This is a genomic window from Terriglobia bacterium, assembly GCA_020073185.1.
Lineage (GTDB): Bacteria > Acidobacteriota > Terriglobia > Terriglobales > Acidobacteriaceae > JAIQGF01.
In genome coordinates, this window is the sequence record JAIQFT010000013.1 from 44,210 (window position 1) to 57,099 (window position 12,890).

General features: G+C 62.1%; 15 protein-coding genes. 7 read left to right on the forward strand and 8 right to left on the reverse strand.

From position 1 onward, the window contains the following. Positions 1–73: 73 nt before the first annotated feature. The 4 genes from rpsP to ffh form a co-directional block, all read right to left on the reverse strand. Complete coding sequence (gene rpsP, locus LAN64_06470) at positions 74–325, reverse strand: 30S ribosomal protein S16 (protein ID MBZ5567479.1); 252 nt, start codon at positions 323–325, stop codon at positions 74–76. A gap of 160 nt (positions 326–485) precedes the next feature. After that, positions 486–1,172 carry an AhpC/TSA family protein gene (locus LAN64_06475; GenBank protein MBZ5567480.1) on the reverse strand — a complete coding sequence of 229 codons (687 nt, stop codon included), beginning with the start codon at positions 1,170–1,172 and terminating at the stop codon, positions 486–488. Positions 1,173–1,190: 18 nt separating this feature from the next. Then, positions 1,191–2,012: a DUF169 domain-containing protein gene (locus tag LAN64_06480; GenBank protein ID MBZ5567481.1), complete on the reverse strand. Its 822-nt coding sequence runs from the start codon at positions 2,010–2,012 to the stop codon at positions 1,191–1,193. 131 nt (positions 2,013–2,143) lie between these two features. Beyond that, a complete protein-coding gene (ffh, locus tag LAN64_06485; protein MBZ5567482.1) occupies positions 2,144–3,502 on the reverse strand; it encodes a signal recognition particle protein in 1,359 nt (452 codons plus the stop codon). Between the two features lie 82 nt (positions 3,503–3,584). Between ffh and LAN64_06490 the strand changes: the two genes are divergently transcribed. Beyond that, the gene (locus tag LAN64_06490) at positions 3,585–3,773 is read left to right on the forward strand and encodes a hypothetical protein (GenBank protein ID MBZ5567483.1); all 189 of its coding nucleotides are present in this window, start codon (positions 3,585–3,587) and stop codon (positions 3,771–3,773) included. A 39-nt stretch (positions 3,774–3,812) separates the two neighbouring features. Here the strand turns inward: LAN64_06490 and LAN64_06495 are convergent, their stop codons facing one another. Further along, on the reverse strand, positions 3,813–5,321 hold the full coding sequence (locus LAN64_06495; GenBank protein MBZ5567484.1) for an amidohydrolase: 1,509 nt from the start codon (positions 5,319–5,321) through the stop codon (positions 3,813–3,815). Positions 5,322–5,579: 258 nt separating this feature from the next. On the opposite strand from LAN64_06495, the gene LAN64_06500 reads away from it, so the two are divergent. After that, entirely contained in the window at positions 5,580–6,062 is a 483-nt protein-coding gene (locus LAN64_06500; protein MBZ5567485.1) for a hypothetical protein, read from the forward strand. Between the two features lie 48 nt (positions 6,063–6,110). Here LAN64_06500 and LAN64_06505 read toward each other — a convergent pair whose 3' ends face one another. Next, positions 6,111–7,118 (reverse strand): histone deacetylase, encoded by a 1,008-nt coding sequence (locus LAN64_06505; protein MBZ5567486.1) that lies wholly within the window; start codon positions 7,116–7,118, stop codon positions 6,111–6,113. Positions 7,119–7,254: 136 nt separating this feature from the next. Here LAN64_06505 and LAN64_06510 point away from each other — a divergent pair, with 136 nt between their 5' ends. The 4 genes from LAN64_06510 to LAN64_06525 all read left to right on the forward strand — a co-directional run bounded on the left by LAN64_06510 (position 7,255) and on the right by LAN64_06525 (position 11,056). Then, positions 7,255–7,506: a hypothetical protein gene (locus LAN64_06510; GenBank protein MBZ5567487.1), complete on the forward strand. Its 252-nt coding sequence runs from the start codon at positions 7,255–7,257 to the stop codon at positions 7,504–7,506. A gap of 165 nt (positions 7,507–7,671) precedes the next feature. Beyond that, on the forward strand, positions 7,672–9,000 hold the full coding sequence (locus LAN64_06515) for a glycosyltransferase family 39 protein (GenBank protein ID MBZ5567488.1): 1,329 nt from the start codon (positions 7,672–7,674) through the stop codon (positions 8,998–9,000). Between the two features lie 34 nt (positions 9,001–9,034). Then, the gene (locus tag LAN64_06520) at positions 9,035–10,135 is read left to right on the forward strand and encodes an SH3 domain-containing protein (GenBank protein MBZ5567489.1); all 1,101 of its coding nucleotides are present in this window, start codon (positions 9,035–9,037) and stop codon (positions 10,133–10,135) included. Positions 10,136–10,267: 132 nt separating this feature from the next. Beyond that, positions 10,268–11,056, forward strand: a complete 789-nt coding sequence (locus LAN64_06525) for an MBL fold metallo-hydrolase (GenBank protein ID MBZ5567490.1) — start codon at positions 10,268–10,270, stop codon at positions 11,054–11,056. Here LAN64_06525 and LAN64_06530 read toward each other — a convergent pair. Together LAN64_06530 and LAN64_06535 are read right to left on the reverse strand one after the other, a co-directional pair. Beyond that, complete coding sequence (locus LAN64_06530; protein ID MBZ5567491.1) at positions 11,053–11,397, reverse strand: DUF309 domain-containing protein; 345 nt, start codon at positions 11,395–11,397, stop codon at positions 11,053–11,055. The two genes, LAN64_06525 and LAN64_06530, sit on opposite strands and share 4 nt — an antisense overlap. A gap of 261 nt (positions 11,398–11,658) precedes the next feature. Next, a complete protein-coding gene (locus LAN64_06535) occupies positions 11,659–12,402 on the reverse strand; it encodes a hypothetical protein (protein ID MBZ5567492.1) in 744 nt (247 codons plus the stop codon). A gap of 151 nt (positions 12,403–12,553) precedes the next feature. Between LAN64_06535 and hfq the strand changes: the two genes are divergently transcribed. After that, positions 12,554–12,877, forward strand: a complete 324-nt coding sequence (gene hfq, locus LAN64_06540) for an RNA chaperone Hfq (protein MBZ5567493.1) — start codon at positions 12,554–12,556, stop codon at positions 12,875–12,877. Positions 12,878–12,890 lie beyond the last annotated feature (13 nt).

Sequence of the window (12,890 nt, forward strand, 5' to 3'; positions counted from 1 at the left end):
GCGGCACCGGGTTTAACGGAGAACTCCAGCGCGTCACGCCTGAAGCCTCAAGCCTGGCGCCTGAAGCCTGTTTTTACGCCGCCGGTTCCGCGCTCGCCGGCGTGTACTTCGACACCAGCCGAGCCACCGTTTCCGACATCCTGGCGCCCTTGCTCACCCAATAATCAATGCGGTCGCGCTTCAAATTCACGCTCATCGGCGTGGTGCGCGGATTGTACGTGCCCACCACTTCCACCGAGCGCCCATTGCGCGCCCGCTCCTTTTCGATCACCACCACCCGGTAGTGCGGTTGTTTACGCGCGCCTACGCGCGCCAGTCGGATCATTAACACAGAGCAACATCCTTTCCTGCTATTTCCTGATGGGTTTTCCAGTTGATTCCCCAAGGACTGCGACAAACCTTAATTATTGCGGAAGATACCCCTGTTGGCAACGATAAACGGGTGGCGCAAGGCTTCAGCTCAGCAGCCATTTCCAAAACCAGCTTCAGCCGCTGAGGCACTTCAGCACTTCGAGAGGCTCCACCCTCATCGTATAGTCCGCATCGGCGCTGGCGCACTGGACCGTACCATCGGCTCCGACCACATACGCCGCCGGCAGCGGCAGTTCCCAACTCGAATCGCCATTGATAAACGGCAGGTTTACAAAGGTGCGCGCATGAATCTCCTGCTGATAAGGCGGTACCCGATACACCAGCCCAAACTTCCGCGCCACCGCATTGCCGGTGTCGCTCAGCAGCGGGAACCCCGGCTTGTGCTGCTCGTGCATCAGGTAAGACTGGTGTATCGTTTGCGGCGAAATTCCGACCAGCGACCCTCCAGCCTCCCGCACCTGCGGCAGAGCCTCGTTCCACGCCTCCACCGTCGCCACGCAAAACGGGCACCAGCGCCCGCGCACGAACACGATCACCAGCGGCCCCTTCGCCAGCAAAGCTGAAGACGAAACTTGCTTTCCGTCCTGGTCAGGCAACTCGAACTCCGGCGCTGCCGCCCCAACCGGCAGAATCCACTCCGCAATTCCCAACCCGCGAATCTCCTCCACCGCACGCCGGTTCAGCGCCTGCGTTTCGGCGGGCACGTACTTTTCCATCAGCGCGCGGCGTTCATCCAGCGCGGCTTTCAGGCTTGCATGTCCAAGTCCCGATTTCGCCTCCTCCAGCCCTCGCCATTTCATGTCTTGATTAGACGATGCCTACTCTTTCGCGTCGCGCTCCTCGAGCTTTTTCATCAATTCCTGGTACGTCGGCGGCATGCGGGCGGTCTCGCGCATCGCCACGGTGATCGGATAGCGAATGCCGCCCTTATGCGTGCCTTCCAGTCCCTGGATGATCTCCTCCGCCCAGCCCCAGGGAAGGGCGAACACCATCTCCGTGTCCTGGGCCATGCCGAAAATGCGGTCGCCGCTGCAGGGCAGGATCACCTTGGGCTCGTTGGTGCTCATCGTCTGGATGACAATCTCGGAGCAGTCCAGTCGCCCGCCCGAGGTGCTCACCACGCGCCCGCCGCGCTGGTACAACGTCGCGTGCACTAGCCGCAGCACCTGCGCGCTGTTGCCGTACAGCGCGACGACGTGCGGCTTGAACTTCGCCCGATTGAGCGGCGCCACGCACACGTGCTCGTAGGTGCCGGGCTCGAACTTCCAGGTGCTGGCTTCCAGGCTCGCCGCCGCCGGTTCGTCCTTGCAGTACATGCCGAGTGCCGCGGAGCCCCGCAAGTATTCGTCATTCGGCTTGCGGAAGCCGAAAGCGACCGCCGCTAGCGGGCAGATCACGTCTTTCCTGCCCACCGCAATGCCCCAGCCGTAACGCCGCGCGATGCCAATGGACTGGCACACGATCCACTGCTCGCCCAGGTCGCGGCTGGGCACTTTCACATCGGGTGGGATCTCTTCGCCGGCCTTCAACATGCGGAGCGCCAGCGGAAATGTATCCGGACGCACATAGCGCCCAATGGCGTCATCGAGTTTCTTCAGGGTCGCTGCATAAGCGGAAGCCTCAGGAGTTTCGGTGGCCATAACTTCACCATAATCGATGGAGCAGCGCGCCAGTATGAATCAGCGCAGTCGAAGGCGCAAGGCGGGTTCCGAGTTGCGGGTTTTAAGTTGCGAGCGACAGGCACTGGGCGCCAGCCACTGCCCACTACTTCTTACATTCCCGGGAACTTCATTCCCGCCAACTTCCTTCCGAAGCTCGCCTTTCCCATGCCCTTGAACATCTTGCGCATCTGCGCGTACTGCCGCAACAACCGGTTGACTTCCTGCACCGTGGTTCCGCTGCCGCGCGCAATGCGTTTTCTCCGGCTGCCATTGATCACGTCGTGGTGCTCGCGTTCGTGCGGCGTCATGGAATTGATGATCGCCTCCACTCGCGTGATCTGCCCCTCGTCCACGTGGTCCACCGCTTTCTGCATACCAGCGAACGGGCCCACACTGGGCAGCATCTTCATGATGCTCTGGATCGACCCCATTTTCTTCACCTGGCGCAACTGGTCACGGAAGTCTTCCAGTGAAAACCCGTCGCCCATCAGCGCCTTGGTGGTAAACTCCTCGGCCTTCTTGCGGTCCAGCGTCTGCTCGGCTTTTTCGATCAGCGACAGGATGTCGCCCATGCCGAGAATCCGTCCGACAATACGATCGGGGTGAAACGGTTCCAGCGCGTCGTACTTTTCGCCGATGCCGATGAACTTGATCGGCTGCCCGGTCACGCTCCTGATCGACAGCGCCGCGCCGCCTCGCGCGTCGCCATCCATCTTGGTGAGCACCACGCCGGTGAGTGTCAGCTTCTTGTGGAACTCATCCGCCGATTTCACCGCGTCCTGCCCGGTCATGGCGTCGGCGACGAACAAAATCTCCTGCGGGTTGAGCAGCTTTTTCAGCGACTGCATCTCGTCCATAAGCTGCTCGTCAATGTGCAAGCGGCCCGCGGTGTCCACGATCAGCACATCGCTGCCGGTAACCACCGCCTCGCGCCGCGCTTCCCGGGCCAACCGCTCCACCGTCGCGGTGTTTGCTTCCTCGACCTGCCCTTCGTAAAGGTTCGCGCTTACCTGCTTGGCCACGATCTTCAACTGCTCGCGCGCCGCCGGACGATACACGTCCACCGAGACCAGCAGGGGCCGGTGCCCGCCCTTCTTCAGCCAGTGCGCCAGCTTGCCTGACGTGGTCGTCTTGCCCGACCCTTGCAGACCGGCCATCAGCACCACGCTGGGCGGCTGCGAGGCGAATTTCACCTTCGCCGTGTCGCGCCCCAGCAGCTCGACCAGTTCGTCGCGCACGATTTTGATCACCTGCTCGGCCGGCGACAGCGCGGTCATGACTTCCTGACCCACCGCCTTCGCCTGGATGTGCTCGATCAGCTCCTTGACGACCTTGAAATTGACGTCGGCTTCCAGCAGCGCCAGCCGGATCTCGCGCAGCGCCTCCGCGATGTTTTCTTCGGTGAGCTTTCCCTGCCCGCGCAGGTTCTTGAACGCCCGTTGTAGTTTGTCCGTGAGATTCTCAAACATGGCTTGTCATTTGATTCTATCAAGTGGACCGGAGTAGTTTCTTGGTAGTTGGTAGTTGGTAGCCGGTGATGATTCGCTCAGCATGACAAGACCGATGAAACATGCGGCGCGCTATGCATCCGGCACCAACGTCGTTGTTCTTGAGCCTGATGTCGCACGTGAATTTCCCACCGATAATAATGAGGTTAACGAATCCTTGCGGGCGGTTGCAATGTTTGCTGAGAGGCCGAAAAACAACGCGGCGGCGAGGGTAGAACGGCTTGACGCATGACTGCCTCACCCACAAACTCCTGACTCCTAACTGCTGTCGTCACGCCCTGACCCACCCATACTGCGTATGGCTTGGCTCCGCCATGCCCGATGCTTTGTACATCTTCCTCAGCCGCTGCAAGTAATCTGCCGGCATCGGGTTGATCTTTTCGCTCGGATCAATCCCGTAGACTCGCGCCGCGTTCAATCCAAAGATGCCACGCTTGACCTCCGCCGTCAGCGGCTTGTAGCCAAACCGTTTCTGCAAGTCCCCCGGCATCTCCAACCGGCGGAAGGCCTCGATCTGCCACTGCGGCGATCCCCACCAGATCGAATCCGTCCCCCACAGCACGTGTTCGGCGCCGAAGGCCGCAATGATCATCCCCATCACGTACGCCGCCAGCAGCGGGCTGGTGGATACCATCAGCGCGAACGTGCTCCCCATCTCCATGTAAATGTTCTTCACGTCGGGATTTTTCTTCTTCCACGCGCAGATGTCCGAGGTCCACGGAATGTACGTTGTCTTGCGGAACCCATCCTTCGCCGCCTCCAGCCCCGCCTGCGGCCCCCTGAAGCCGGAGTGATAAATCAAGAAATTCAGCTTGGGAAAATCTTTCGCCGCTTTGGTTACGTCCATCGGGCTCCACCACTGTGGATCACCCGGAAACGGCAGCCCCTTGTGGATGCAGATGTTCTTCACGCCCTGCTTCTGAGCCCGCTCCAGCGCCGGGTACGTGCCCTTCTCGTCATCTAGCCGCCAGCCCTGTTTGCCCTTGGCGCGCGCCACCCCGGTGTAGCCCTTCCATGCGTTGATCTTCAGCTTCGACAACTGCGCGTCCATCAGGTCCAGGTTTTCCTGCCCCAGGTCGGGCGAAAAATATCCGTGGCTGATCACCCGCGGCGAGCTGGTCAACTGGTTGATCCAACTCTTGCTCTTGAAGATCACCCCCGGCGTCAGCACGTCCGTTTCTTCCGACGACCCCGGCAGCGCGCTCAGCGCCACCACGTCGGTTTCGCTGTCGAGAAACACCTCCTTGATGTAGTTCTCGATGTACGCGTCCTCAATCGTCGCCTTGCGGTCCTTCAGCGCCGGGTTCATTTTGGTGGCGTTGTTACGCATTCCCACCACCGCGCCGAGAAAAACCTGGTCGGCCTTCGGCGCCTGCTCTGGCATGGCCACGTGGTGCGTCTGAATATCGAAGATGAAGGTCTTGAGCTTTTTCGCGTCCACGGCCGCCGGCTCAAACAATTCCTCGGCATCGACCGTGAACATCCTGCCGAACACCGTGTTCATCGCGGCGAACGCCAGCGCCATGCCGCACGAGGTCTTCAGGAATTTGCGCCGGTCCATGCCGAGCCGCCGCGCCTGCCGCTCCGCGCCGGCCACGATCTCCCGCTCCAGCCGCCGCTGCTCCGGCGTCTGCGGAATCGGCGTGTACTCTTCGTTGGAGATTACCTGGGTGGGCACAGGCAGATAGCGGTCCAGCCACGCATCCAGTTCCGACTTCCGTATCCAGCCGTTCTCTGCCTTCGGCTTGGCAGCCTTGGGCGCGGTTTTCGAATTCGGCATGTCCTCACCCCCGCAAAAACGTGCTCGTAAGAATACGCCTGCCCGAAACCAACCACAATCCCGGCACGCAGGTCTGCACTCCATTCCCATTTTAAGCGGTGATCACCCGGCAAAAAATTCTGTTGCCTCGCGTTCCAACCCTGTGGTTAAAATTTAATGGGACGACAGCCAACCCGGTTCGCACGCGGCGTGTCCTGCGGGCACAACTCGTTGCCGCGCCAGGTAGGGCTGATTCCAAATTTCGACCCGAGGAAACCTGTGGAAATCCTCAATAGCTGGAAAGAAATTGCCAACTATCTCGGACGTGGAGTTCGTACCGTGCAGCGCTGGGAACGCGACCTCGGCCTTCCCGTGCATCGCCCCAAGGGCAAAGACCGCAGCGCAGTGCTGGCTTTTCCCTACGAACTCCAGGCTTGGCTGCACAGCACCCCGGTGCGCTCGCAGGACAGGAGCAGCCCTTCGCCAAATTCCGGCAACGGGCATCACCAGAACACATCTTGGAATGGGAACAACCAGGCCGCTTTGCTCGATCCCGCGAATGGGGAGCCGCCGCGCTTCGAGGCTGGCCGCATTCGCGTCGCTATCAAGCCCAGCGATGTGCACCAGTCTTGTGCTCGCGCCCGGCACTTGCGCGACAAGTTGCTGGAAAACACGCGCCGCCAACAGGCTCTCGCTGCCGCGCTCTACCAATCGGTGAACAAGATGGCCCGCGGCCATCGCGAGCGGGCCGCCGCCGGCTAACGACTCAGGCCACGACTGATGCCGTGGCCTGATACATTGCGCCTGCGCCTAAGCAAACTCTGCTTTCGCCGCTGCCACCGTATTGCTGTGAATCGCGATGGTGTCGTCCAGGTCCTGCGCGTAACCGCCCGCCAGGGTCACCATAACCGGAATGCCGCGCGTTTTGGCGACGTGGAAAACAAACTCGTCGCGCTGCTTCAGGCCCTCGATGGTCAGGTTGAGTCCGCCGAGCTGGTCTTCCTGGTAAGGATCGGCGCCGGCGACGTAGCTGATCAGTTGCGGCTGGAACTGGCGCAGCGCCGAGCTGACCGCGTTGTCCAGCCAGCCCAGATACTGCTCGTCGCCGATGCCGTCAGGCAGGTTGACGTCAATCGAGGACGGCGGTTTCCACGTCGGGTAGTTGTTTTCCTGGTGGAGCGAAATGGTGAAGACATCGAGACCTTCGTCGGCGGGCAACTCGCGAACGAAGCCGTGCTCGGTGCTGCGCAGGATGGGAGCGCCCACTGAGGGCAGCGCCTGCGACGCCTGCGCCCGCGCGCGCTTGCGCCCGAAGATTATCGCCGTGCCGTTGCCCTGGTGAACGTCGCAATCAATCACCATCGCGCGCTCGATTTTTCCGTCTTTTTGTAGGCGCCGGATGGCGACAGCGATGTCGTTGATCATGCAGAAGCCTTCGCCATGGTCGGGAAAAGCGTGATGGAATCCGCCGCCCAGGTTGATGCCCACGCCGTCTTCCAGCGCGCAGCGTCCGGCGAGTATGGAGCCGCCGGCCGCCATCCAGAAGGCGTCCACCAGCTCTTCGGAGTAGGGAATTTCCATCTGCAGTTCCTCGCGCGCGGTGAGCGTGCCGGTCTGCAGCTTGTACACCCAGTCGGCGCCGTGCACCAGCAGGATGTCACGGTCCTGGGCTTTTTCCGGCGCGATGAAATCCTCCGGCCCGGCGACGCCGCGCTCCAGCAGCCGTTGGCGCGTGAGGCGGTACTTGGCGGAGGGGAAGACGTGCTCGCCAATCGGCAGGCGGTAAGCGTCGCTGTAAACAATCTTGAACGGCAGCATCGCGGAAGGTGCAGCTTAGTCTCTGATGCGTTGGCAGCACAACCGGAATGGCGGAATTGTTGTCAGCCGGAAGTTTCCCTTGCGCGTGGCCTCGCATCCAAGAAAAGGTGTTGGACGAGCTTTCCAAGGAGAACCCATGGGCCTGTTTGACAAGCTCCGAAAAGCCGAGGAGCAGGATCGAGGTGCGGCCCATCGGAGGCTGGAAAAAGCGCGCGAATCCTGGGATGACACCGAGCGGCGGCTGCGCCGCAAAATGCGACTGCATCCCAGCAGCGACAACCCTTCGGCGCCATCGCCGGAAGCAGTCCAGCCGCCGGTGTCGTCCTCCAAGAAAGAAGAGGCTGACCTTATCCTGCCCGACCGCGCGAGCGAGGAAAATGCCGCGTGAAACCGTAACTGGCAGTCGGTAGCTGGTTGTGCTGTTTCGCCGCCCGCTACCAGCTACTAACTGCCGCTAAATTCGTTTCACCAGCCGTGAGGTCGCGGCTGGTTTTTGTTTCCAGCGCTTGCGTCATACCGTGATTCCGGTCAGAATCGCTGCCAGTCCATCATCATGTCTCCGCCCACCATCGCGCCCGCGCATGGCGCATCCCGCACCTTTGTGAATGGCGGACCTACGCCTGCGCCGCGCGCGACGCTGGGGTGGATCGTGCTCAGCGGATTCGCGCTGCGCGTCGCGGTGATGTTGTGGACCAAGGTCTATACGTTTCCGCCGGTGGCGCCGATCACCGATCCCGACAAGCAAGGGTGGTATTTCGGCTACGAGATCGGGCGCGTGGCGCGCTCCATCGCCGAAGGCCACGGCTTCGCCTCGCCGTTCCACGGCAACACCGGACCGACCGCTTGGCTTGCGCCGCTTTATCCGTACCTGCTCGCGGGCGTGTTTCGCGTATTTGGCGTGTACTCGTCCGCGTCCGGCATTGCCATCCTGACGTTCAACAGCCTGTGCGCGGCGCTGACCGCGGTCCCCCTGTACCTGCTTGCCGAGCGCGTGCTGGAGAGGCGCATCGCGCTGTGGTCGGCGTGGTCGTGGGCGCTGATTCCGACCTTCTACTGGACCCCGGTGCGCTGGGCATGGGAGACATCGCTTTCCACGCTGATGGTGATGCTGGCGCTGCTGGTGACGCTGCGACTCCCAGCATCCGACTGGCGCCCGTGGTTCGCCTGGGGATTGCTGTGGGGCGCGATCGCGCTGACCAATCCGTCGTTGCTGTCGCTGGCGCCATTCACGCTGGCATGGGCATGTTGGCAACGATGGCAGACCGAACGCGCGTTTGCCGCTCATGCGGGGCTCGCCGTGCTTGTCGCCATCATCACGATTGCGCCGTGGCTGGTGCGCAACCACCAGACGTTCGGCCAGTGGATGTTCGTGCGGGATAACCTGGGCGCGGAGCTGCGGTTTGGCAATGCGGAGCAGGCGCGCGGCATCTGGATGGGTTGGACCGATCCGCCGCTCAACGACAGTGAGCTGGCGCGCTATCGCAGCATGGGCGAACTGCCCTACATTGCGGAGAAGAAGCGCGAGGCGATCGCGTTCATCCGCGCGCGTCCGGGGTTTTTCTTCAATCTGTGCCTGCGGCGGGCGCTGCTGTTCTGGTGCGGCGTGCCGAAGGATTATTCCGAGGACATCACCCCGCGCGACGTGCTGCCGCAGTGGTCGCAGGTAGCGTTGGCGTCGCTGGCGTTCGCCGGCCTGCTTGAGCTGGCGCGGCGGCGCAGTGGCGCGGCGTGGTTTTTTGCGCCCGCGCTGGTGGTCTATCCAGTGCTGTATTACGTCACCTTTCCCGATGCGCGCTATCGCTTTCCGATTGAGCCGGTGATGGTGATGCTGGCAGTTTATGCGATTCGCCAGAGCTTGAGCGCCCAAGCGCGCGTCACATAAGTGAGGCCGCGCGCTGCGGTATAGTGAACTTGCCGTGAATTCTCCTCGGACATTTCGGGCCAGCCACGAGCCAGGATCGGCGCAGAGGCAGCGGAGGTTGCGGCGCTCGGCGGCGTTCGCCGCGCTCGTCATTGTCCTTGCGATGGTTCTTTCCGGGTGCAAGCGCGGCGGACAGAAGCATGCGGAGATTGCGTACGTGGCGGCGCCGCAGGCCAACCTGCGTGACCGCGTGGCGGCCGTCTACAACAAGGCCGGCGTGGTGCACAACGGCGAGCGCGTCGAGGTGCTGGAGAAGAGCCGCCGCTTCCTGAAAGTGAGGAACGCGCGCGGCGAGATTGGGTGGATTGAGGAGCGCTACCTGGTTGAGGCCGATGTGTACGACGGCTTCGAGAAGCTGGCGAAGGAAGCCGCGCGGGCGCCGGTGCAGGCACACGGTACAACGCGCGCCAGCCTCAACATACACCTGACACCCGGGCGCGAGACCGAGCACCTGTACCAGATGGCGGATGGGACGAAGGTGGAGGTGCTGAAGCGCGAGACGGCGGAGAAGCCGCAGTCCAGGATCAGGCCCTTGTTGCCGAAAGCGGAGAGGCTGGGCGCGAAGAAGGCGGCCGCGACGTCGGAGGAGGCGCTGGTACCGCGCGAGGACTGGCTGCTGGTGCGCGACCAGAACGGTCACACCGGCTGGGTGCTGGCGCGCGTGATCGACCTGGATGTGCCGATGGAGATTGCGCAGTACTCGGAAGGGCAGCGGATCGTCGCCTACTTCGTGCTCAACGAGGTGGCGGACGAGGACAAGAAAGTCCCACAGTACCTGGTCTTGGCGACGGAGAACAAAGACGGCCTGCCGTGGGACTTTGACCAGGCGCGCATTTTTACCTGGAACGTGAAGCGGCACCGCTACGAGACGGCCTATCGCGAGCGCAAGTTGGCGGGTGTTTTCCCGGCAACCGTGGGAACGGCGGACTTCGGCAAGGAAGGCGTGCTGCCGACTTTCACGCTGCGGGTCAAGGACGACGACGACAAGACGTTGGAGCGGAAGTACAAGTTGAACGGGCCGATCGTGAGAAGGATATTGTCGCCGGAAGAAGAGCAGGCAAAGGCGGTGGCAATTCCGAAGCGCCGGAGACGGTAAGGCATCTGCAATTCTTGACCGGTGCTTGGCTGCGCCGTACCGAGCTGCCGGGTACCGAGCACGAGTAGACACCTCGCCACACGGGGAATGACAAGGCTCCCGCACGCGGCCGGACGGCATCCAAAAGCGGAGATGAATTCTCCGCCGCTCGCCATCACGTACATCGGAGGTCCTACCGCGCTGGTGGACTTCGGCGGCGTGCGTCTGCTGACCGACCCGACGTTTGATCCTGCGGGCGGGGCGTATCCGTCCGGGGCAGCGGTCCTGCGAAAGCTTGCAGGGCCGGCGCTCAGCGCCGAGGCCCTCGGGCACGTCGATTACGTGCTGCTCAGCCACGACCATCATTTCGACAATCTCGACCGCGCGGGGCGGGAAGTGCTGGTCAAAGCGAAGAAAGTGCTGACGACTTCCGAAGGCGCTGTGCGGCTCGGTGGGAACAGTATGGGCCTGCAGACATGGGAAAGCGTTGCCATTGCCGCTCCGCAGGGGCGTGTGCTGCGCGTGGTCGGCACGCCCGCGCGGCACGGGCCCGCAGGCTTGAGCCGCGGCGCGGTGAGTGGGTTTGTGTTCTACTTTGTCGATGCACCGGAGCGGGCCGTCTACTTTTCCGGGGATACGGTCTGGTACGAAGGCGTCGGGGAAGTGGCGCAGAAGTTTCCCATTCGAGCCGCGCTCCTTAATTTGGGCGCGGCACGCGTGCCCGAAGTCGGGCCGTTCCATCTCACCATGACCGCTGACGAGGCGGTGGAATCCGCCCGCGCGTTCGCGAATGCGCTCATCGTTCCGTTGCACTATGAAGGCTGGGCACACTTCTCCGAAGGCGCCGAGGATATTGCCCGGGCCTTTGCCGCCGCCGGCATGACGCATCGTTTGCGCTGGCTGGATGCCGGCAAACCGGTTTCAATCGAACTGCAGGCCTAGTTTGAGATTTGTAAGTTGACTTGAAAGTTGCAGGGCTGGCCGGCGGCGAGGGCTTGCTGGCAAGCGGTGATTTCCTGGCGCACTGCAGCGAGGTTCAGCCCGGCATAGGATTCGGGATAAGGCGAGAGATTGCGTTGCGCGCGAGCGAGCAGGGAGCGCGCGCCTGCGGGATTGCCGCGGCTTTGATGGTGAAGCGCGACCGCGATCTGGATCATACCCTGGAGGAGTTTCTTTTCTTCCGCAGGAGCGGCGCGCCAGACGTCTTCCCAGACTTCGTGGGCGTCGAAGTACTGGCCAGTGTTGAAGAGCGAGAGGCCGTGCTGGAAGGTGGGATGGTCCATCGGAGTTTCGGTTTCAGTTTCAGAAACAGTAGATTCCTCGCGGCGCTCGGAATGACAATAGTAAAGCGTGCGAGTGGGCGCGGACACGGGAGTACGGCGGGAAACGCAAGGTCCCTCGACTCGCGCGCCCTTCGGCTTCGCTCAGGGCAGGCTCCAGCGGGGGCTCGCTCGGGACGACATCCGCCTAAATCTAATCTGAAACTGATATTGAACCAAAACCAAATCCCAAACCGAAACTGAACTGAAACTTTGGGCTCGGACTTACTTCCCGAACAACGGGTAATGGCTGGCGGCGCCCATGAAGAAGAGCATGGGGAAGGAGAGCACGAAGCTCAGGCGCGAGGCGAGAAAGCTGAGCCGCGCCATGCGGGCCATTTCCGGGGGCATGGCGCCGTCGGGATTGCCGCGGTTCCAAAGGATAATTTTTTTCTGCACGCGCCAGACGATGCCCCAGACGTTCAACAACATGAACCAGCCGATGCCGCCGCCGACGCCGATGGCAAGCAGACGATTGCTTTCCCAGCCGTCGCTGTTGAGGGCGAGGTAGAGGTAAGCAGCGGCGCAGACGGCGACGCCGCAGATCAGGCTGAACACCGCGCCTTTGCGTAGGGCTTCGGCGGGCGACATGAGCGCGCCCATTTCAATGGCGAAGGCGACGGTCCAGATCACGAAAAAGCTCCAGATGGCGCGGCCGGAGGAGACGTTGGCATTGTGGGCGTCGCTGGAGACGATGTTCATCCAGTAGGAAATCCCGGCCAGCACGGTAACCACGGAGGACCAACGAAACCACCACAGGGCTCGCGGCATAAGCAGGGGAACCATCTTGGCGCGAGCAGGGGAATCCAGTTCCCTCAGGAAGGGCGTACTCACCAGGTTGAAGAAGTAGAGCAGGCCCACCCAGGTGATTCCCGCCAGGAAATGGATCCAGCGCGCGAGTATGAGCGCGTTGAGAGCGGCGCCCGGCGGCAGCGATATGTGAACGTCGAAGGCGGCGATGGCGAACATAAGGGGAATTCTAGCAGAGCAGAATTCCTGGGCAGAGAGGTTGAAAAGCGGCGGACTCCGCCGTATCTTTAGGGGCGCTGTTTAGCGCCGGGTGGGAGCGTGTGGCCCCGCTTGGGACATTGGCGGTTCTTGGCCAAAGGAGAGATCGGCGATGGACAAGCCGGCCCAGAACATACAGGATTCCTTCCTGAACACAGCACGCAAGGACAAAGCGACCATCACCATCTACCTGCTCAGCGGGGTGAAGCTGACGGGACGGATCCGGTCGTTCGACAAGTATTCGGTGGTGCTGGAAACCAACAATCAGGAACAGCTCATCTTTAAACACGCCATCTCGACGGTGGTGATGGCGAAGGGTGTGCACATCGGCGAGCGGCATGAGCTGAGGCCCATCGGCGAAGCCAGGCCGGCCGCGGCTACGCCGGAGCACCAAGCAAACGAAACGGCACCGGCCCCTTCGGGCACGGAGGGATAACAGCCCCCATTGC

Bases quoted from the DNA above. Each gene is read 5' to 3' on its own strand.
- rpsP (MBZ5567479.1), bottom strand. From the start codon at position 325: ATGATCCGACTGGCGCGCGTAGGCGCGCGTAAACAACCGCACTACCGG.
- LAN64_06475 (MBZ5567480.1), bottom strand. From the start codon at position 1,172: ATGAAATGGCGAGGGCTGGAGGAGGCGAAATCGGGACTTGGACATGCA.
- LAN64_06480 (MBZ5567481.1), bottom strand. From the start codon at position 2,012: ATGGCCACCGAAACTCCTGAGGCTTCCGCTTATGCAGCGACCCTGAAG.
- ffh (MBZ5567482.1), bottom strand. From the start codon at position 3,502: ATGTTTGAGAATCTCACGGACAAACTACAACGGGCGTTCAAGAACCTG.
- LAN64_06490 (MBZ5567483.1), top strand. From the start codon at position 3,585: ATGACAAGACCGATGAAACATGCGGCGCGCTATGCATCCGGCACCAAC.
- LAN64_06495 (MBZ5567484.1), bottom strand. From the start codon at position 5,321: ATGCCGAATTCGAAAACCGCGCCCAAGGCTGCCAAGCCGAAGGCAGAG.
- LAN64_06505 (MBZ5567486.1), bottom strand. From the start codon at position 7,118: ATGCTGCCGTTCAAGATTGTTTACAGCGACGCTTACCGCCTGCCGATT.
- LAN64_06510 (MBZ5567487.1), top strand. From the start codon at position 7,255: ATGGGCCTGTTTGACAAGCTCCGAAAAGCCGAGGAGCAGGATCGAGGT.
- LAN64_06515 (MBZ5567488.1), top strand. From the start codon at position 7,672: ATGTCTCCGCCCACCATCGCGCCCGCGCATGGCGCATCCCGCACCTTT.
- LAN64_06525 (MBZ5567490.1), top strand. From the start codon at position 10,268: ATGAATTCTCCGCCGCTCGCCATCACGTACATCGGAGGTCCTACCGCG.
- LAN64_06530 (MBZ5567491.1), bottom strand. From the start codon at position 11,397: ATGGACCATCCCACCTTCCAGCACGGCCTCTCGCTCTTCAACACTGGC.
- LAN64_06535 (MBZ5567492.1), bottom strand. From the start codon at position 12,402: ATGTTCGCCATCGCCGCCTTCGACGTTCACATATCGCTGCCGCCGGGC.
- hfq (MBZ5567493.1), top strand. From the start codon at position 12,554: ATGGACAAGCCGGCCCAGAACATACAGGATTCCTTCCTGAACACAGCA.